21 protein-coding genes, 1 tRNA gene and 1 pseudogene are annotated in these 18,097 nt (G+C 59.6%); 11 read left to right on the top strand and 12 right to left on the bottom strand.

Annotated elements, in window-relative coordinates; all coding sequences use genetic code 11:
* Positions 1-47 precede the first annotated feature (47 nt).
* Positions 48-302, bottom strand: coding sequence for a YMGG-like glycine zipper-containing protein (locus FHT93_RS22185; RefSeq protein ID WP_007822262.1), 255 nt, complete (start codon positions 300-302; stop codon positions 48-50).
* A 333-nt stretch (positions 303-635) separates the two neighbouring features.
* Here FHT93_RS22185 and hemA point away from each other — a divergent pair, with 333 nt between their 5' ends.
* Positions 636-1,850, top strand: a complete 1,215-nt coding sequence (gene hemA / locus FHT93_RS22180) for a 5-aminolevulinate synthase (RefSeq protein ID WP_029868798.1) — start codon at positions 636-638, stop codon at positions 1,848-1,850.
* A 21-nt stretch (positions 1,851-1,871) separates the two neighbouring features.
* On the opposite strand, the gene dxr is transcribed toward hemA, so the two are convergent.
* Entirely contained in the window at positions 1,872-3,044 is a 1,173-nt protein-coding gene (gene dxr / locus FHT93_RS22175) for a 1-deoxy-D-xylulose-5-phosphate reductoisomerase (RefSeq protein ID WP_183849504.1), read from the bottom strand.
* 393 nt (positions 3,045-3,437) lie between these two features.
* On the opposite strand from dxr, the gene FHT93_RS22170 reads away from it, so the two are divergent.
* The 3 genes from FHT93_RS22170 to FHT93_RS22160 all read left to right on the top strand — a co-directional run bounded on the left by FHT93_RS22170 (position 3,438) and on the right by FHT93_RS22160 (position 5,325).
* Positions 3,438-4,085: a hypothetical protein gene (locus FHT93_RS22170; RefSeq protein WP_183849502.1), complete on the top strand. Its 648-nt coding sequence runs from the start codon at positions 3,438-3,440 to the stop codon at positions 4,083-4,085.
* A gap of 57 nt (positions 4,086-4,142) precedes the next feature.
* Entirely contained in the window at positions 4,143-4,433 is a 291-nt protein-coding gene (locus FHT93_RS22165; RefSeq protein ID WP_113144867.1) for a BON domain-containing protein, read from the top strand.
* Between the two features lie 103 nt (positions 4,434-4,536).
* Positions 4,537-5,325: a class I SAM-dependent methyltransferase gene (locus tag FHT93_RS22160; RefSeq protein WP_246781703.1), complete on the top strand. Its 789-nt coding sequence runs from the start codon at positions 4,537-4,539 to the stop codon at positions 5,323-5,325.
* On the opposite strand, the gene FHT93_RS22155 is transcribed toward FHT93_RS22160, so the two are convergent.
* Positions 5,326-5,487: a hypothetical protein gene (locus FHT93_RS22155; protein ID WP_183849500.1), complete on the bottom strand. Its 162-nt coding sequence runs from the start codon at positions 5,485-5,487 to the stop codon at positions 5,326-5,328.
* A 104-nt stretch (positions 5,488-5,591) separates the two neighbouring features.
* On the bottom strand, positions 5,592-5,840 hold the full coding sequence (locus FHT93_RS22150; protein ID WP_113144865.1) for a hypothetical protein: 249 nt from the start codon (positions 5,838-5,840) through the stop codon (positions 5,592-5,594).
* A 144-nt stretch (positions 5,841-5,984) separates the two neighbouring features.
* On the opposite strand from FHT93_RS22150, the pseudogene FHT93_RS22145 reads away from it, so the two are divergent.
* Positions 5,985-6,493 (top strand): annotated as a pseudogene (locus FHT93_RS22145) (DUF2937 family protein).
* 5 nt (positions 6,494-6,498) lie between these two features.
* On the opposite strand, the gene FHT93_RS22140 reads toward FHT93_RS22145, so the two are convergent.
* Together FHT93_RS22140 and FHT93_RS22135 are read right to left on the bottom strand one after the other, a co-directional pair.
* A tRNA-Arg gene (locus tag FHT93_RS22140) sits at positions 6,499-6,575 on the bottom strand.
* Between the two features lie 72 nt (positions 6,576-6,647).
* A complete protein-coding gene (locus tag FHT93_RS22135; RefSeq protein WP_183849498.1) occupies positions 6,648-7,811 on the bottom strand; it encodes a M20 aminoacylase family protein in 1,164 nt (387 codons plus the stop codon).
* Between the two features lie 156 nt (positions 7,812-7,967).
* Here FHT93_RS22135 and FHT93_RS22130 point away from each other — a divergent pair, with 156 nt between their 5' ends.
* Complete coding sequence (locus tag FHT93_RS22130) at positions 7,968-9,101, top strand: D-alanyl-D-alanine carboxypeptidase family protein (RefSeq protein ID WP_112545565.1); 1,134 nt, start codon at positions 7,968-7,970, stop codon at positions 9,099-9,101.
* Positions 9,102-9,110: 9 nt separating this feature from the next.
* Positions 9,111-10,271: a GTP-binding protein gene (locus FHT93_RS22125; protein WP_183849496.1), complete on the top strand. Its 1,161-nt coding sequence runs from the start codon at positions 9,111-9,113 to the stop codon at positions 10,269-10,271.
* Positions 10,272-10,283: 12 nt separating this feature from the next.
* On the opposite strand, the gene FHT93_RS22120 is transcribed toward FHT93_RS22125, so the two are convergent.
* From FHT93_RS22120 to FHT93_RS22100, 5 genes are all read right to left on the bottom strand, one after another.
* Complete coding sequence (locus FHT93_RS22120) at positions 10,284-10,508, bottom strand: sulfurtransferase TusA family protein (protein ID WP_112545563.1); 225 nt, start codon at positions 10,506-10,508, stop codon at positions 10,284-10,286.
* Positions 10,509-10,513: 5 nt separating this feature from the next.
* On the bottom strand, positions 10,514-11,740 hold the full coding sequence (locus tag FHT93_RS22115) for a murein L,D-transpeptidase family protein (protein WP_112545562.1): 1,227 nt from the start codon (positions 11,738-11,740) through the stop codon (positions 10,514-10,516).
* A gap of 194 nt (positions 11,741-11,934) precedes the next feature.
* Entirely contained in the window at positions 11,935-12,888 is a 954-nt protein-coding gene (locus FHT93_RS22110) for an acetyl-CoA carboxylase carboxyltransferase subunit alpha (RefSeq protein WP_112545561.1), read from the bottom strand.
* A 62-nt stretch (positions 12,889-12,950) separates the two neighbouring features.
* Entirely contained in the window at positions 12,951-13,904 is a 954-nt protein-coding gene (gene xerD, locus FHT93_RS22105) for a site-specific tyrosine recombinase XerD (protein WP_183849494.1), read from the bottom strand.
* 4 nt (positions 13,905-13,908) lie between these two features.
* Complete coding sequence (locus tag FHT93_RS22100) at positions 13,909-14,085, bottom strand: hypothetical protein (RefSeq protein WP_183849492.1); 177 nt, start codon at positions 14,083-14,085, stop codon at positions 13,909-13,911.
* Positions 14,086-14,233: 148 nt separating this feature from the next.
* Between FHT93_RS22100 and FHT93_RS22095 the strand changes: the two genes are divergently transcribed.
* From FHT93_RS22095 to FHT93_RS22080, 4 genes are all read left to right on the top strand, one after another.
* On the top strand, positions 14,234-14,824 hold the full coding sequence (locus FHT93_RS22095; RefSeq protein WP_113013246.1) for a shikimate kinase: 591 nt from the start codon (positions 14,234-14,236) through the stop codon (positions 14,822-14,824).
* Positions 14,821-15,951, top strand: a complete 1,131-nt coding sequence (aroB, locus tag FHT93_RS22090; RefSeq protein WP_183849491.1) for a 3-dehydroquinate synthase — start codon at positions 14,821-14,823, stop codon at positions 15,949-15,951. Before FHT93_RS22095 ends, aroB begins: the two co-directional genes overlap by 4 nt.
* Complete coding sequence (locus FHT93_RS22085) at positions 15,951-17,261, top strand: HlyC/CorC family transporter (protein WP_112970874.1); 1,311 nt, start codon at positions 15,951-15,953, stop codon at positions 17,259-17,261. The genes aroB and FHT93_RS22085 overlap by 1 nt, the downstream gene beginning before the upstream one ends.
* Positions 17,262-17,325: 64 nt before the next feature.
* A complete protein-coding gene (locus FHT93_RS22080; protein ID WP_183849745.1) occupies positions 17,326-17,805 on the top strand; it encodes a DUF2938 domain-containing protein in 480 nt (159 codons plus the stop codon).
* A 3-nt stretch (positions 17,806-17,808) separates the two neighbouring features.
* Here the strand turns inward: FHT93_RS22080 and FHT93_RS22075 are convergent, their stop codons facing one another.
* The gene (locus tag FHT93_RS22075) at positions 17,809-18,090 is read right to left on the bottom strand and encodes a BolA family protein (RefSeq protein ID WP_112545555.1); all 282 of its coding nucleotides are present in this window, start codon (positions 18,088-18,090) and stop codon (positions 17,809-17,811) included.
* Positions 18,091-18,097 lie beyond the last annotated feature (7 nt).

Genomic DNA, 18,097 nt, shown 5'->3' with positions numbered 1-18,097 from the left:
CGGACGACGGTCCGGGATTTCCATTTTTCCCATTCTGATTGCAGATCTTAGCGGCAATCATCGATGTAGCGGCGACCATACCGGTCTCGATAGTAGCATTGGCCGGGCTGCTCTGCGACCCTGCCGATCAATGCGCCTGAAACGCCGCCGATTGCTGCGCCGACTGCCGCGCCGCGCACGTCGCCGGTGACCACGCCGCCGATAACGGCACCAGACGCTGCGCCGATGCCGGCACCTTGTTGCGTGGGTGTGCAGCTTGCGATCGAAAGGCCGATCAATGCGAGAACGAGGACTTTTTTCATTCTTCTCTCCGAGGTTTTTGGCGCCCCAGCGGGCGGATGTCGTCCCTAACCTGTTTTTTCGCCAGGCTAGCCCGAAAACTATGTCGCAAGAAGGGCTTGTCCACCATCATCGAGCTTTTTTCGAAAGGCGCGGGTTTCTTTCCACGATTAAAAGCGAATTTATTTGCCGGAATTGACGCCGATCAATTTCCCCGATCACGGCTCGCATATTTTTTATCTGGAATCATTCAAAAGTCTGCGCCTTTTGCCGCAGTTGATGTTAAATCAGGGACGTAAGGGTTGACGTGCGGTTGCGGTCTCAGCAAGAAACAGCCGTACGAACTGGAGCATATGATGGATTTCGAAGCGTTTTTCAAAAGCGAGCTGGACGGGCTTCACGCTGAGGGCCGTTACCGCGTTTTTGCCGATCTGGAGCGCCATCGCGGTAACTTTCCGCGGGCAACCCGTCACACGGCGAACGGCGAACAGGAAGTGACCGTCTGGTGCTCCAACGACTATCTCGGCATGGGCCAGCACCCCAAGGTGATCGAGGCGATGAAGGAAGCCATCGATCACTGTGGCGCGGGTGCGGGAGGCACCCGGAATATCTCTGGCACCAACCACTATCATGTTCTGCTTGAGCGGGAGCTTGCCGATCTGCACGGCAAGGAAGCCGCGCTGACCTTCACGTCAGGCTATGTTTCCAACTGGGCAGCACTCGGCACGCTCGGCGCCAAGATCCCCGGCCTCATCATCTTCTCCGATGCCTTCAACCATGCCTCGATGATCGAGGGCATTCGCTACGCCAAGTGCGAGAAGGTCATCTGGAAGCACAATGACGTGGCCGATCTCGAAGCCAGGCTCGCTGCCGCCGATCCCAAGGCGCCGAAGCTCATCGCCTTCGAATCCGTCTATTCCATGGATGGCGATATCGCGCCGATCAAGGAAATCTGCGATCTCGCCGACAAGTATGGCGCGATGACCTATCTCGACGAAGTGCATGCCGTCGGCATGTACGGTCCGCGCGGCGGCGGTATCGCCGAGCGCGAAGGCCTGATGGATCGTGTCACGGTTATCGAAGGCACGCTCGCCAAGGGTTTTGGCGTCATGGGTGGCTACATCGCTGCATCTGCGGCGCTCTGCGATTTCATCCGCTCTTTTGCATCGGGCTTCATTTTCACGACGTCGCTGCCGCCGGCGCTTGCTGCCGGCTCGGTCGCTTCGATTCGGCATCTAAAGGCAAGCCCATTCGAGCGTGCTCGCCATCAGGATCGGGTGCGGAAGCTGCGCATGCTGCTTGACCAGCAGGGCATTCCGCACATGCCGAACCCGAGCCATATCGTGCCGGTCATGGTCGGCGATGCCGCCAAGTGCAAGTGGATCTCGGATCTGCTGCTCGACAATTTCGGTGTCTACGTGCAGCCGATCAACTATCCGACGGTGCCGAAGAAGACCGAGCGCCTGCGCATCACGCCGACACCGCTGCATTCGGACGCGGATATCGAGCATCTCGTCAGCGCGCTGCATTCGCTCTGGTCGCGTTGCGCGCTTGCCCGCCACGTCGCCTGATTTTTCAGGAACAGCTTTTTATTAGATGAGCCCGGCAGCCCGCTGCCGGGCTTCCTTGTCTGCGGCGAACACATCGTCCATCGTCGCTGCCGCTGGCAGGCTGATGAGATCGTCCATCACCTTTTCGGTGATCTCGGCCATGGCGAGGAAGGGAAGGCGGCTTTCGATGAAGGCTTCGAGCGCCACTTCCTTGGCCCCGTTCAGTACCGCTCCCTGGACCCCGCCGCGCGTCATCGCCAGCCGGGCAAGCCGCAGGGCAGGGAAACGTTTTTCGTCCGGAGCCTCGAAGTCCAGCCGCGCGAGCTTGGCGAAATCCAGCCGTTCGATCGGTAGATTCGCCCGGCGCGGATGGGAAAGGGCGTAGCCGATTGCGGTGCGCATATCGGGTGCACCGAGTTGCGCCAGCACCGAGCCATCCGTATAGCCTACCATTGAATGGATGACCGATTGCGGATGGACGATCACCTCCACCTGCTCGGGGCGCAGGCCGAAAAGATGCTTCGCCTCGATCATTTCAAGCGCCTTGTTGAACAGCGACGCACTGTCGATGGAAATCTTCAGGCCCATCGACCATCTGGGATGAGCGCGTGCGCTCTCCACCGTAACATTGGCCATCTCCTCCAGTGATGAGGTGCGGAAGGGGCCGCCCGATGCTGTCAGGATCACACGCTCCACGGCGTGGCGCTGGTTTTCCTCCAGCACCTGGAAGATCGCATTGTGTTCGCTGTCGACGGGCAACAGCTTGCCGCCGCCGTTCCTCACCGACTCGATGAAAAGGTCGCCGGCCGAAACAAGACATTCCTTGTTGGCGAGCGCGATATCGGCGCCACGGCGTGCCGCGACAAGGGTGGGTGCCAGCCCGGCCGTGCCGACGATGGCCGCCATTACCCAGTCAGCTTCGCAGTCTGCTGCTTCCATCAGGCCGGATTTGCCGGCAGCGACTGCAATGCCGCTGCCCGAAAGCTCGCTCTTCAGTGATTCGTAATGTCGGTCATTGGCGATGACGGCCAGCCGTGCGCCTGATGATTTCGCCTGCTGGGCCAGCAATTCCACATTGCCGTGGCCGGTCAGGACGGAAATTTCGAAATTGTCCCGGCCGCCCATATGGTCGATGACATTCAGCGTATTCTGGCCGATCGAACCTGTCGAACCGAAGATACTGAGGCGCCGAGGCGCGATTTTGCCCGTCATCATGGTCGATTTCGCAAGAAATTGCATATTCGGCATCGGCTCTACAGGGGATCGCGGGAGGCAGCAAGTGTGCGGTGCAGCAAATTTCAACCCCAGAGGGGTTTACATGCCCCTGCCATGATGTGATCCTGATAACAGTCCCCAAGGGGATGATCATTTGCTACGGCTGATTACGGTCGAACAAGGCAAATCCGCTGGGCACTGATGTGTCCGACGAGCAACCGGCAATTTATGCCACTGGCCACGGGCCAAACAAAAACCGGGCCAACAAAAATCGAAGACTGAACCGGGATTGCGTGTCCGCGCCGTCCTTCATTGCGTTCGATGCGAGCGCTTCCACGTCTGCTCTGCGCCTATCGGCGCGCCCGGTGTGCTAGTTCAAAACGATGCGATATTATGACGAAGATAAAGATTGCCTGCTTTGTTTTTGCCCTTCTGCCGCTGGCCAATCCGGTATTTGCGGATGATCTGCTGATCTGGTCGCCGGTGAAGGTGTCCACCCGTTCCTACAAGACGACGGTCGGGTTTCGCCTGCCGATGGAATGGGAGACAAGTGCCGGCGCCGATCTCGCACTCGCCTCCAACAAGAGCGGCGCACCGCTGCCGGATTCCGGCCAGGCAATGCTCTGGGGCAAGCTGCAGAAGGTGAGCGTTACACCGGCCGGCCGCGCACAGCAGGATGTGACGCTGCAGGTCGATACCTTGCGCGGCAGCGGTGCGCTTATGCTCAGCCGCTCGCGGAGCTGGATATTGTCTGACACACTCGACATGCAGACGACACGTGCGGTGAGCTTCGGTTACAACGCCGTCGATGCGCGGCAGGCAACAGTATCGGCCTCGCAGGCGGTCAAGCTGATCTATCCATGGACCGGCACATCGATTTCGGCCGGCAGCAGCATCGGGGATGCGAGTGGCGACTTTTCCAGCACGGTTGCCGTCAGCCAGAATATCCTGCCCAATCTCGGGCTGAGTGCGTCCGTATCCGATCCGCTTTCGACGGGCCGGACAGGAAATGTCAATTTGAATTATCAGCTTCGCTGGTAGGCGAAACCAAAGCTCCTTCCTCTGCGTTTCTTCCTCACAGTCAAGGAGGAGAGAACGATGGTGTTCAAGGAACAGACATTTCACGGCCAACAGCCCGAAGCTGAGGCAGAATACGCCAACCGCGCGACGCTGGAATCTGCGGTCGCCAATGCGCTGGCGGTCGCTGGCGGTATCGACGCATCCGATGTCGAAGTTACTGCCGAAGACGACGAAATCGTTTTGAGCGGCAATGTCGGTACTGTTGATGAAATCGAGCGGGCAACAGTGATCGCAAGAACAGTCGAGGGCGTGCATACGGTTCGCAACCGTATTTTGCTTGCGAACTCGATGGTTAACGTTCGCCATTAACTATTAACCGAACATTAACTTTATGTAAGTTTATCCGTGCCGACCCCTGACCTAGGTTTGGACCTATTCCAGCCCCCTGAAGTCAGGTATTTCGATGCATCAGATGGAAATGATCAATCGCCGAACGTGGAGCAGCCCGCTCTCCCGGCGCGACTATCGCAATAGCAGCGGGTTCATCAATGAAGGCGAGCGTATGGTGCTTGGTATTGGGATTGCCAATGCCAGGGGCGGTCGCGTGCTTGATATCGGTGTCGGCGGCGGCCGTACGGCTGCACTTCTCGCCGGGGAGGCCAGCGAGTATGTCGGCGTCGACTATACGGCAGAGATGGTGACCCTCGCACGCTCCAACCACCCGGGTTTTCGTTTTGAGAATATGGATGCGCGCGATCTTTCGGCCTTTGCCAACGGCTCCTTCGATCTCGTCGTGTTCAGCTATAATGGCATCGACTCTGTCGATGCCGATGGACGCAGATCGGTCCTTCGTGAAGTCTCGCGCGTGCTGAAGGCCGGTGGTACGTTTGCTTTTTCGACCTTCAATCGCAACTGGCATGGTTTCGGTGAGAACCGCGCCCGCTCGTCCATTATCTGGTCCAACCATCCGGTGAAGCTTAGTTTTCGGCTTCTCAAACATGCAATGGGTCTGGTGCGGGAGCGTCGTTTTGCGCCGCTGGAGCAGCGCGACGGCGAACATGCAATCCTGCTGCATCGCGCCCATGATTTCGGCATCATGGTCTATGCCACGACACCCGGCCAGCTACGCTCACAACTTACCGAAAGCGGCTTTAACAGCGAGCCACTGCTCTTTTCGGTCGATGGACGCCCGCTTGGCGGCGAGATGCTGGCAGACGAGGAATATTTCCACGTCGTGGCGCGCAAACCGTCGCTCAGTTGATCAGCCGAAACGTTCGGTCAGGAACCCGGCTGGAGCCTTTTCGCCAACGAGCCGATCGGTCTTATGTGCGGTGATGGAGCCTTGCGGCTGATAGCTGATGGCGATGAGCAGACCGCAAACGATTGCACAGCCAATTGCAAGCAGGGTCATTCGAATATGCATGACGGATACTCCTGTTTACCGGTAAAACGCGGGAAAAATTCCGAAGTTCCTCATGCTTCAGAACTCAAGACCCCAGCCGGTTTTCCGGCCGGGGTCGTCACATCTTAGCGGCAGACACGGGTCTTCTTGATCACGGTCTCGCCGTGGCTATGGATGCGTTCCGTGCGGGTGAAGCAATCATGCGAAACGCGGCGCGGCGGCAGGTGATGACGATAGTAAGGACGGTCCGCCATGCGATGGTGCCCGTATCCACCGTTGTCGGTTGTGATGGTAACGCTGGCAGCCTGGGACGGCAGAGCGCCGGCGAGAATCGTGGCCGCAGCAAATGCGGAAGCAATGATAATATTCTTCATGACAAGCCTCTCTTTCTAAGTGGGTCGGGAGATGAACTCGAACGAAGCGTAATCAGTTCAATCACATAGCGTTACCAATTGTGTCACTGGCAACCTTTGCCCGCTCGAAATCGTTCTCGTGTCGGAACAGCCGGAGACATCGTGATGGGACAGATTGGAAGGGGCGTCATACTGGCCGTTGGGCTGGCCGGCGGCACGCTTTTCTCGCAGGCGCCGGAATTCGCCCAGCAGTATCGGCAACGCATCGGCGGGGCGGTCGATGAGCTCAGGATCATCGTCGACGATTCACGAAACAGGCTGCCGACCATCATCTCGATCGCCAGCAGGCACTCGATGTCTATGCCCGGTCCCCCGACGATTTCCTGCGTGATCGCGGCCTTTCCATGCGCAGCACATTGGAACGCTACGAGCGCCTTGTGACCCAGCAGTCAGATCTCGGCCGCGCAGCGCCGGTCGCAAAGCCCTTCATTCTCATGCGCAATGCCGATGACGGTATTCTTGCCAGTACCTGGCAAGACTTCGTACCGGGGGTCCCCGTCAGCGTCGCCGGTTTTGTGTGGGCGGCAATCGGGTTCGTCGGCGGATGGATCGTCGCGGCGCTGCTGGGGGTTGGCGCAAAACGCGCTGTGCGGTGGCGACCTGGATATCGGTGAGAGAATGGTGATCCCGACGCGATTCGAACGCGTGACCCCCAGATTAGGAATCTGGTGCTCTATCCTGCTGAGCTACGGGACCACTTGGATGCCATGCATACAAAAGGCTTGGCATTAAGCCAAGCCTTTTTGCAGTCTCTCATGTCGTTTCGTTTCAGGCGCCGAGGCGCTGTTCGGCAAGGCGTACCCAATAGGAAATGCCGTGGGCGATGGCCTCATCGTTGAAGTCATAGGCGGGATTATGGAGGCCAGCGGTGTCGCCGTTGCCGATGAAGATGAAGGCGCCGGGGCGGGCGTTCAGCATGTAGGAGAAATCCTCGCCGCCCATCATTGGATCAATTTCGGGATCGACGTTGGCTTCGCCGGCAATGTCGGTGGCGATGGCGACAGCGTGTTCGGTTTCATCCGCATGATTGAAGGTCACGGGATAGTTGCGGTGGAAATTGATATCGGCTTCTGCGCCGTGTGCGGCGCAAATGCCTGTCACGACTTCGCGCAGGCGCGCTTCAGCCTGATCACGCACCTCGTCATCAAGCGTGCGGATCGTGCCGGCGAAGGTCGCATCATTGGGGATGACGTTATGGGCGAAACCGGCATTGAATTTGGTGACGGAGACGACGACCGAGCGCAGAGGATTGACGCTGCGCGAGGCGATCAGCTGCAGGTTTGTCACGATCTGCGAGCCGATGGCGATCGGATCGATGGTACGGTGCGGCTGTGCCGCGTGGCCGCCGCGGCCCTTGATGGTGACGGTGAACTCGTCGGTCGCCGCCATGATCGGCCCCTTGCGAGTGGCGAACTGGCCGACGGGCAGACCCGGCAGATTGTGCATGCCGTAGACCTCTTCGATGCCGAAGCGCTCCATCATGCCGTCCTTGACCATCAGATTGCCGCCACCGCCGCCTTCTTCGGCCGGCTGGAAGATGACAGCGACATTGCCGTTGAAGTTGCGGGTTTCCGCAAGATATTTTGCTGCGCCGAGCAGCATGGCGGTGTGGCCATCATGGCCGCAGGCATGCATTTTGCCAGGTGTTTTCGAGGCCCAAGGTTTGCCGGTGATTTCGGTAAGCGGCAGAGCGTCCATATCGGCGCGCAGGCCAACTGTGCGGCTGCCTTCACTCTTGCCCTTGATGAGGCCGACGACGCCGGTGCGGCCGATGCCGGTGACGATTTCGTCGACGCCGAATTCCTTAAGCTTTTCAGCAACAAAGGCAGCCGTATTTTCGACCGCGAAGAGAAGTTCCGGCCGCGCATGGATGTGGCGGCGCCACTCTGCAACTTCGTCCTGAAGTTCGGCGGCTCTGTTCAGAATCGGCATTCTTGGCTTCCTGTGAATGAAATGCGTGGGGCCTGTCTGAAAGCATCACAAGGGCGTGATGCCTTGGAAATAACTTAGTCAATGACCTTTGCCATGTCATAGCCATATAGGGTAAATAGGGGAAGGTTTCGAGATAATTCCCTGAAGGACGAGCACTTGTCGACGCGCCACGATCGTTTGTTCGCCGCTTTGCGGCCCTTTTCTTTTATAGCGACAGCAACAGCGGTTCTTGTCTCGTCCGTTACACTTGCTCACGCCAATCCGCATATTCTCGTCGACGTGCAGACCGGCCGGGTGCTGGAGCACGAGGAGGCTTTTCGCAAGTGGTATCCGGCTTCGCTGACCAAGCTGATGACCGTCTATACCGTGTTCGATGCGATCCGCTCCGGCCAGATCAGCCTCGACACGCCCGTCGTCATGAGCAAGCGGGCCGCGTCCGCGCCGCCGGCCAAGATGGGCTTCAAGCCGGGCCAGAAATTTACGCTCGACAGCGCGTTGAAGATCCTGATGGTGAAGTCGGCCAATGACATCGCCGTTGCCGTTGCGGAAGCGGTCGGCGGCACCCAGGAAGCTTTCGTCGTGCGCATGAATTCCGAGGCGGCGAAGCTTGGCATGTCGGATTCGCATTTCGTCAATCCGAACGGCCTGCCGGGTAACGGCCAGTATACAACGGCCCGCGACCTTGCGATCCTGACGGTGGCGCTGCGCCGCGACTTCCCGCAATATGCCGGTTATTTCTCGCTGGAAGGCTTCACGAATGGCAAGCAGAACGTCCCGAACATCAACATGCTGATCGGCCGCTTTGCCGGCGCCGACGGCATGAAGACCGGCTTCATCTGCGCTTCGGGCTTCAACCAGATCGGTTCTGCGACGCGTAATGGCCGGACGCTGGTTTCCGTCGTGCTCGGCACCGACAGCCTGGCGGCTCGCGCCGACGCCACTGCCAATCTGCTGCAGAAGGGCTTCACCACGCAGTTTGCGGCAAATGATACATTGGGTTCGCTGAGGCCTTATGGTCCGGGGCAGGACCAGGTGAATGACATTACAGCCGACATCTGCAGCGCCAAGGGCGCGAAGATACGCAGCGAAACGCGTGACGAGGTCGGCCGCATGAAGGTGCAGTCGCCCTATATTCACGAAATGGACCACGAGCCGCAATTCGTGTTTGCCGGCCTCATTCCGGGGCAGGATCCGCAGCCAGTTGCGCAGAACGACAAGATCGCCAAGGGCGACGCGGTCGAGGCGCTTGCCAATGTGCCGGTGCCGCTCCCGCGGCCGAAATCCTTCTGAGGAAAGATCATGAGCACGTTCAGCGACAAGATCCCGGTCACCATCCTGACCGGCTTCCTCGGTGCCGGTAAATCGACGCTTCTGAACCGCATCCTCAAAGATCCTGCCATGAAGGATGCGGCCGTCATCATCAACGAATTCGGCGATGTCGGCATCGACCATCTGCTGGTCGAAAGTTCCGGTGATTCCATCATCGAGCTCTCCGATGGCTGCCTCTGCTGCACTGTGCGCGGGGAACTGGTCGATACGCTGGCGAACCTCATGGATGCCGTGCAGACGGGCCGGGTGAAACTGGTCAAGCGCGTGGTCATCGAGACCACCGGCCTTGCCGACCCGGCTCCCGTCATGCAGGCGATCATGGGCAATCCGGTCATTGCGCAGAATTTCGAGCTCGACGGCGTCGTCACCGTTGTCGATGCGGTGAACGGTCTGCAGACGCTCGATAATCATGAGGAGGCGCGCAAGCAGGCGGCTGTTGCCGATCGACTGATCGTTTCGAAGCAGAGCATAGCCGGCGGCACGGATGCATTGATGGCACGTCTGCATGGCCTCAATCCGCGCGCCGCCATCATGAATGCCGACAGCGATGAGGCAGGCTCAGCGCGTATTTTTGTCAACGGGCTTTATGATCCCGGTACAAAGATCGCCGATGTCCGCCGATGGCTTCATGATGAAGACGAGCATGAGCACGAGGGGCATCATCATCACGACCATGGGCACGATCACGGTCATCACCACCATCATCATGATCATGGCCACGAGCATCAGGACCCGCACGACGTCAATCGTCACGATGCTTCGATCCGCTCTTTCTCGATCATCGAGGAGAAGGCAATCGATCCGATGGCGCTCGAAATGTTCATCGATCTCCTGCGTTCGGCGCACGGGGAAAAGCTTTTGCGCATGAAGGCGATCATCGCGACGTCCGACCGGCCGGAGCGACCGCTGGTGCTGCATGGCGTTCAGAGCATCTTTCATCCGCCGGTGCGGCTTCCAGCCTGGCCGGATCCCGAGGACCGGCGCACGCGCATGGTGCTGATCACGAAGGATCTGCCTGAGGCTTTCGTGAAGGATCTTTTTGATGCGTTCGTGGGCAAGCCGCGGATCGATACGCCGGATCGGACAGCGCTCAGCGACAATCCGCTCGCCATTCCGGGGGTGCGGATCTAACTGCGAAAAACCCTATCCCTTGCGGATCAGGAAACGGTGGCCGCGCTCGGTCTTTTCTGTGCTGACCAGTTCGTGGCCGTCCTCATTGCAGAAATGCGGGATGTCAATGACGGCGAGCGGGTCGGTCGTGTCGACGAGGATCATCGCACCGCTCGGCATGGCCGTCAGTTTCTTACGTGTCCTGATAACGGGAAGCGGGCATTTCAGCCCGCGCAGATCGTAGAGAACGGCGTCCAAGCCGGTCAGTTCCTGGCCCAGAACTTCCAGAACGGCTTCTTGGTTGCGTCAGCGGTTTCTTGCGGCGCGGGTTCGGGCGCTGCATAGGCAAGCGGGTTCTGCATCGGCACCGGAATATTGGCCGGCAGCGCGGCGGCAACGGTCGTGGCCTGCGCCTGTGTCGTCGGCGTCGCAGTCGCTACGGTCTTTGCAGCAACGCTCTTTGCGGCCTGATTGGCCATCATGTCTTCGAGTTCGGCAACCTTGACCATGCGGCCGGCCTCGAGCGACGTGCCGGTTGGAGCATAGGCGAGTTCACGACCCTTGCGCTGCTTGGCGACCACAGCCTTGCGTTCTGCTTCCGTCGGGTCGTACCAGGCAAGCCCGTCATATTTCTTCAGCGCTGTCTGATAATCGGCATCATAGGTCTTGCCATAGGAGGCGAGCGCTGCCGTCAGCGCCGGCGGTGTCGACATGGCCGGGCAGGCGCCGGCCGGATTGAAGCTGCCGCCGTTCGTGGCCTGCTGGTTGAAGACGTATTTCTTCTCGCAGACATTCACTTCCGGCGGACGCTTGGTAACTTCGAAATTGTCGTAGCCGACCTTCAGCATCTTCCAGAAATCGTAATTCTGATCGAGACGGTGCTTGACCATGTTCTCGGCGGTCATGCGGAAGGGGAAGGCCTGAAGCTGCACGCTTTCCTGGCCGCCCTTGAAGGCGTCACGGGCGAAGGCGTAGATTTCCAGAACCTGCTGGTCGGTCATCGAGTAGCAGCCGGACGACGAGCAGGCACCGTGGATCATCAGGTCGCTGCCGGTGCGGCCGTTGACAGCATCATAGCGGTTCGGGAAACCGGTGTTGATCGCCAGATAATATTTGGAATTGGGGTTCAGGTTGGCGCGGCTAAGGTTGTAGAAGCCTTCCGGCGCCTGCCGGTCGCCGGTCTTGACCTTCGGACCGAGCTTGCCGGACCAGGCGCAGATCTTATAACCGGCGATCTTCTCGAACCGATTGTCCGTCTTCGCCTTCCAGACTTCCAGCGCACCTTCTTCCTTGAAAATGCGGATCATGATCGGCGAGTTGCGGTCCATGCTCTTGGCGGACATGTCGGCAAGGATATGGGCGGGAAGCGGCTGCTCCACCTTGTTCTTGACGGTCGAAAGGTCGATGCCTTGAGCCGATTCCAATGCATCATTGCAGCCGGTCAGAGCCAGCGCCATGAGCGAAACATAGGCAAAATGACGTATGCGCATTCAATCAGCCCATTCAATAATGCGACCCAACCCGCTTACGGAAACCGGGCGTAGCGCGGAATCATAGGCGGCTTATACTTGATAAATCCTTACCAGCCTATGACTTGCGCGGACGTGTCCCGCAAGCGCAATGTTACAGATAACATTATTGTGGCCAAGATTTGGCCCCAATCAGCTCTATCGGCCTGTGGAATTTACAGATTGCGGCCCATGGCGAGGAATTTCTGGCGGCGGTCGTTGCGCAATTGTTCGCCGGAACGGGGAGCCATTTCGGCAAGCGCATTGGCGATGACATCGCCGGTTGCGGCGATAACGCTGTCGGGATCACGATGCGCGCCGCCGAGCGGTTCGGGGATGATGCCGTCGATGACACCGAGCCCCTTCAGGTCCTCGGCGGTGATCTTCATATTGGTTGCAGCTTCCTTGGCGCGGGTGGAATCGCGCCAGAGGATCGAAGCGGCGCCTTCCGGCGAGATGACGCTATAGATCGAATGTTCGAGCATGTAGACGCGGTTGCCGGTGGCGATCGCAATCGCGCCGCCTGAGCCGCCTTCGCCGATGACGATCGAGATCAGCGGTACCTTCACGCCGAGGCACATTTCCGTTGAGCGGGCGATGGCTTCGGCCTGGCCGCGTTCTTCGGCGCCGACGCCGGGATAGGCGCCTGCGGTATCGACGAGGGTGATGACAGGAAGCTGGAAGCGGTCCGCCATCTCAAGGATGCGGATCGCCTTGCGGTAACCTTCCGGACGGGCGCTGCCGAAATTGTGCTTCAGGCGGCTCTTGGTGTCGTTACCCTTCTCCTGGCCGATGACGGCGACCGGCTGGCCGCGGAAGCGGGCAAGACCGGCCTGGATGGCGGCATCCTCGGAAAACTTGCGGTCGCCGGCAAGCGGCGTGAATTCCTGGAAGAGCGTCTTGGCATAGTCGACGAAATGCGGACGCTGCGGATGGCGCGCGACCTGCGTCTTCTGCCAGGCATTGAGCTTGGAATAGATCTCGACGATCGCCTCGCGGACGCGGACCTCGAGCCTGCCGACTTCGTCGGAGGTGTCGATGCTTTCGTCTTCCGTCGCCAGCTTCTTAAGCTCGATGATCTTACCTTCGAGGTCGGAGATCGGCTTTTCGAAGTCGAGATAGTTGTGCATGAGGTGCGTTTCCGTTCCTTGTGCTCGGGGCAGTTTCCTGGTTCCGCCCCTTGTCGCCGGTCCTATTCGTGCTTTTTCGCCTGTTTTGCAAGGGGGTGGTGCGTATGGACGAGCTGCTGCAGACGTTCTTCCAGAACATGCGTATAGATTTGTGTCGTCGAAATGTCCGAATGGCCGAGGAGTTCCTGTACGACACGCAGGTCCGCACCATTTGCCAGAAGATGGCTCGCGAAGGCGTGTCTCATGACGTGCGGCGAAATCATCGACGGTGTGAGGCTCGCGCGGATTGCCAGATTTTTGAGATCGCGGGCGAAGACCTGGCGGGGCAGGTAACCTTCCTTCGAGGCGGCAGGAAAAAGCCAGGGACTGTCCTGAGGCTGTTTTGATGCTGCGTTCTCGGCTGCCAGCAGGCGACCGTAGGCTTTCAGCGCGGCGATGGCGGATTGGGAAAGGGGTACCAGCCGCTCCTTATTGCCCTTGCCGCGGATCATTAGAAAGCGGCCCTCCTGATCGAGAACGCGGGCGGGAAGCGAGACGAGTTCGCTGACGCGCATGCCGGTGGCGTAGAGCAATTCCAGCAGCGCCAGCATGCGCAGGCGATGAAGCTGGCCGGGGGCTGGGTCAGCGGCCTCGGCTTCCGCCTGCGAGAGCAGCTTTGTTACCTCCCCGACGCCCATTGTCTTCGGAAGCGCCCGACCTTTTTTCGGCGCATCAAGAATGCCGGTCGGATCGTCTGTGCGCAGGCCCTCGGCATAGAGGAACTTGTAGAACTGGCGCATGGCGGCAAGCCGGCGGGCCTGCGAGGAGGGCTTGAAACCCTGCGCGGATAGCGAGGCGAGATAGGCGCCGAGATCACCCGATCCTGCCTCGGTCAATCGGATGTTGCGACCGTGCAGAAAAGAGCGCAGGTCATCCAGATCGCGTTCGTAGGATTGCAGCGTATTGACCGCAGCACCCCGCTCGGCGCTCATCATTTCCAGAAATGATTCCACATGGACGCGGCCGAGATCCTTCATCGCGTCATTTCTTCGTGGTGTTGATCGTGCCGGTCGAAGGCGGGTTCACCCGTTCGGAGGGGATGCGGATCGTCACGTCCCGCTCCTGCGGCTCGACGAAGGTGACGAGCGCCCACATCGCTCCATAGATCAGTCCGGCAATGACCGCCAGGACGGACAGGAAACGGATCAGGGTCGGCATCCGACTACTCCTTAGAACTCTGCTTCTGTTATAAGAAGCATATTTGCAAGCGCAAGAAGCGGCATGGGTGTCATGATTCCCTTGCCCGCGACTTGACGCTACACCCGCATTTGTCGATACCGTTTGCAAACAAAGTGTGAATGGACCGATGAGTGAACCGCCAGTTTCCGTTGCAGACAGCCTGAGAGACAGAGCTCGCGCCGCGCTCGGTTCACGCAATCTGATCCTCGTTGGCCTTATGGGAGCCGGAAAATCCTCGGTGGGCCGCCTCGTTGCGCACCAGCTCGGCGTTCCCTTCATCGACAGCGATATCGAGATCGAGCGCGTTTCGCGCATGACGATCACGGAACTTTTCGCTGCCTATGGAGAGGAGGAGTTCCGCGCGCTCGAAGCGCGGGTCATGAAGCGCCTGCTCAAGGGCGGTCCGCGCGTCGTCTCCACCGGCGGCGGCGCCTTCATCAATGCCCGGACGCGCAGACATATCAAGAAGGGCGGCCTTTCGGTCTGGCTGAAGGCCGATCTCGAGGTCCTCTGGGAACGGGTCAACAAGCGTGACACACGCCCGCTCCTGAAGACCGAAAATCCGAAGCAAACGCTCGAAAATCTGATGAATGCCCGCTACCCCGTTTATGCCGAAGCCGATCTGACGGTGCTTTCGCGCGACGTACGCAAGGAAGTCATGGCCGATGAAGTGCTGAGAGCCGTGGTCGAGGCGCAGAAGGAAAGTGCAGTATCATGAACGCGATAACCCCCGCTTCCGCTGTCCGCAAAGTGCATGTGCCGCTTGGCGAACGGGCCTATGATATCATGATCGGGCCGGGGCTGATCGCCGGCGCAGGTGCCGAGATTGCCTCGCGGCTCAAGGGGCGCAAGGCCGCCATCATCACCGACGAGCATGTGGCGCCGCTTTATCTCGACGCTTTGAAGGCAAGTCTGGATGCTGCAGGCATAGCCTCAGCGGCAGTCGTCTTGCCGGCCGGCGAGAAGACCAAGAGCTTCGAGCATCTGATCAATGTCTGCGACAAGGTTCTGGAAGCGCGCGTCGAACGCAATGACTATGTCATCGCACTCGGCGGCGGCGTCATCGGCGACCTCTCGGGTTTTGCTGCCGGTATTGTCAGGCGGGGTGTGCGATTCGTGCAGGTGCCGACCTCGCTGCTGGCCCAGGTGGATTCCTCCGTCGGCGGCAAGACCGGCATTAACAGCCGCCACGGCAAAAACCTCATCGGCGTTTTTCATCAGCCGGACCTGGTTCTCGCCGATACCGATGTTCTGAATTCCCTGAGTGAGCGCGAATTCCGTGCTGGCTACGCCGAAGTTGCCAAATACGGCCTGATCGACAAGCCGGATTTCTTTGCCTGGCTGGAGAACAACTGGCAGGCAGTCTTTGCCGGTGGCTCTGCGCGCATCGAAGCAATTGCCCTCAGCTGCCAGGCGAAGGCGGATGTCGTCGTCGCCGACGAGCGTGAAAACGGCCAGCGCGCACTGCTCAATCTTGGCCATACGTTCGGCCATGCGCTGGAGGCTGCGACCGCCTATGACAGCAGCCGGCTTGTTCATGGCGAAGGGGTTTCAATCGGCATGGTGCTGGCGCATGAATTTTCGGCGCGCATGAACCTTGCGAGCCCGGACGACGCCCGCCGTGTCGAGGCGCATCTGAAGGCGGTCGGCTTGCCGACCCGCATGTCGGAAATTCCGGGCACTCTTCCGCCGGCCGAAGCGCTGATGGATGCGATCGCGCAGGACAAGAAGGTCAAGGGCGGCAAGCTCACTTTCATTCTCACACGCGGCATTGGCCAATCTTTCGTCGCCGACGACGTGCCGGCTTCCGAAGTGGTCAGCTTTCTCAAGGAAAAACATCCCTGATGTCAGTCGAGGGCACCCTGGCGTTTTTGTCGGTCTACTGGCCGGAGATCGTTTCGATCGTGGCCCTGGTGTTGATGTCTGCGTTCTTTTCTGGATCCGAGACCGCGCTGACTGCCGTTTCGAGAAGCCGGATCCATACGCTGGAAGCCAATGGCGATGAGCGTGCCGGTCTCGTCAGAACCCTCATCGAGCGTCGTGACCGGCTGATCGGTGCGCTGCTGATCGGCAATAATCTCGCCAACATCCTGTCGTCGTCGCTGGCGACAAGCGTGTTTCTGGGGATCTTCGGCAATTCCGGCGTGGCACTGGCAACGCTTGCCATGACCATCATTCTCGTAATCTTCGCAGAGGTTCTGCCGAAGAGCTGGGCAATCTCCAAGCCGGAGCGCTTTGCGCTCAACGTTGCAATACCGACACGGCTGTTCGTCGCCGTGGTCGGCCCACTCTCTTCCTTCGTCAATGCGATCGTGCGCAAGATCCTTGGTCTTTTCGGGATCAACCTGTCGCGCGAAGTCTCGATGCTGTCAGCCCATGAGGAGCTGCGCGGCGCCGTCGACCTGCTGCATCGCGAGGGTTCCGTCGTCAAGGCCGACCGTGACCGTCTCGGGGGCGTACTCGATCTCGGCGAACTCGAGCTTTCGGATATCATGGTCCATCGCATGGCGATGCGGGCGATCAATGCCGACGATCCGCCGGAAGCGGTGGTCCGGGCGATCCTCGAAAGTCCCTATACGCGCATGCCGCTGTGGCGCGGTACGATCGACAACATCATCGGCGTCGTACACGCCAAGGATCTGCTCAGGGCGCTGGCCGAGCCGAACATGGAACCGCAGCAGCTCGATATCGTGAAGATCGCCCAGAAGCCCTGGTTCGTGCCTGACAGTACCAATCTCGAAGACCAGCTCAACGCCTTCCTTCGCCGCAAGCAGCATTTCGCCGTGGTCGTAGATGAATATGGCGAGGTGCAGGGCATCGTGACGCTCGAGGATATTCTCGAAGAGATCGTCGGCGACATCTCCGACGAACATGATATCGACATGCAGGGCGTAAGACAGGAGGCCGACGGTTCGATCGTCGTTGATGGCGGCGTGCCGATCCGCGATCTCAACCGCGCACTGGACTGGAACCTGCCGGATGAGGAGGCGACGACGATTGCCGGCCTCGTCATCCATGAATCGATGACCATTCCCGAGGAGCGGCAGGCCTTCACCTTCTACGGCAAACGCTTCGTCGTCATGAAGCGGGAGAAGAACCGCATCACCAAGCTTCGCATTCGTCCCGCCGAGGAAGACGAAACGAAACCCGCCTGACCAAGTTTTCCGTTGCCGGGCATCTGGAGACCTCCTGATGCCGGCTCATTCCGCAGGATCTGACATGTTCGACATCATCTGGCGCTCCGTCGTCATCGGCACCGGGGCAACCATCCTCATGGATCTCTGGGCGATCCTGCTCGCAAAGCTCGGCGTGACGCCGTCGCCGAACTGGGCGCCGGCCGGCCGCTGGTTCTGGCATCTCGGCAAGGGCAAGGTCTTCCATGACAATATCGGTGACGCCGCGCCATATGCCAGCGAGCTGGCGCTCGGCTGGATCGGTCACTATGTCGTCGGCATCCTCTACGGCATCCTGCTGGCGATCTTTGTCGGCCCGGCCTGGTTTGCCGCCCCGACGTTCCTGCCGGCCTGGATCCTCGGTATCGTCACCGTCGGAGCGGGCTGGTTTCTGATGCAGCCTGGCCTCGGCCTCGGGTGGGCAGCTTCGAAGACGCCGAACCCTACCAAGGTTCGCGTGCTTAATTTGCTGGCCCACACCGTGTTCGGTTTCGGCCTTTACGCGACCGCGCTGATTATTCGCTAAGGATTACCAGCGCGTCGGTTCGCCGGGCGCTGCCGGTTCGACGGCCAACGCGTGAAGCCCGGCATCCAGTTCGGGCTTCAGGAGGTCGGTGATCGCCCTATGCCGTTGCAGCCGAGACATGCCGACGAATTTTGCAGAGACGATGCGCACACGCATATGTGTCTCGCCGGCGCCTGTGATGTCCGGCTGGTGGCCGGCATGCAGATGGCTCTCGTTGATGACGGAAAGGCGTTCGGGTGCGAAGGTCGCCTTAAGCTTCTCTTCGATGCTGGTCTGGAGTGTCATCACTGGG

This window comes from Rhizobium sp. BK379 (assembly GCF_014193955.1).
Lineage (GTDB): Bacteria > Pseudomonadota > Alphaproteobacteria > Rhizobiales > Rhizobiaceae > Rhizobium.
Note: the sequence above shows the minus strand (reverse complement) of the source record. Positions and strands in the feature narration are given on the sequence as shown.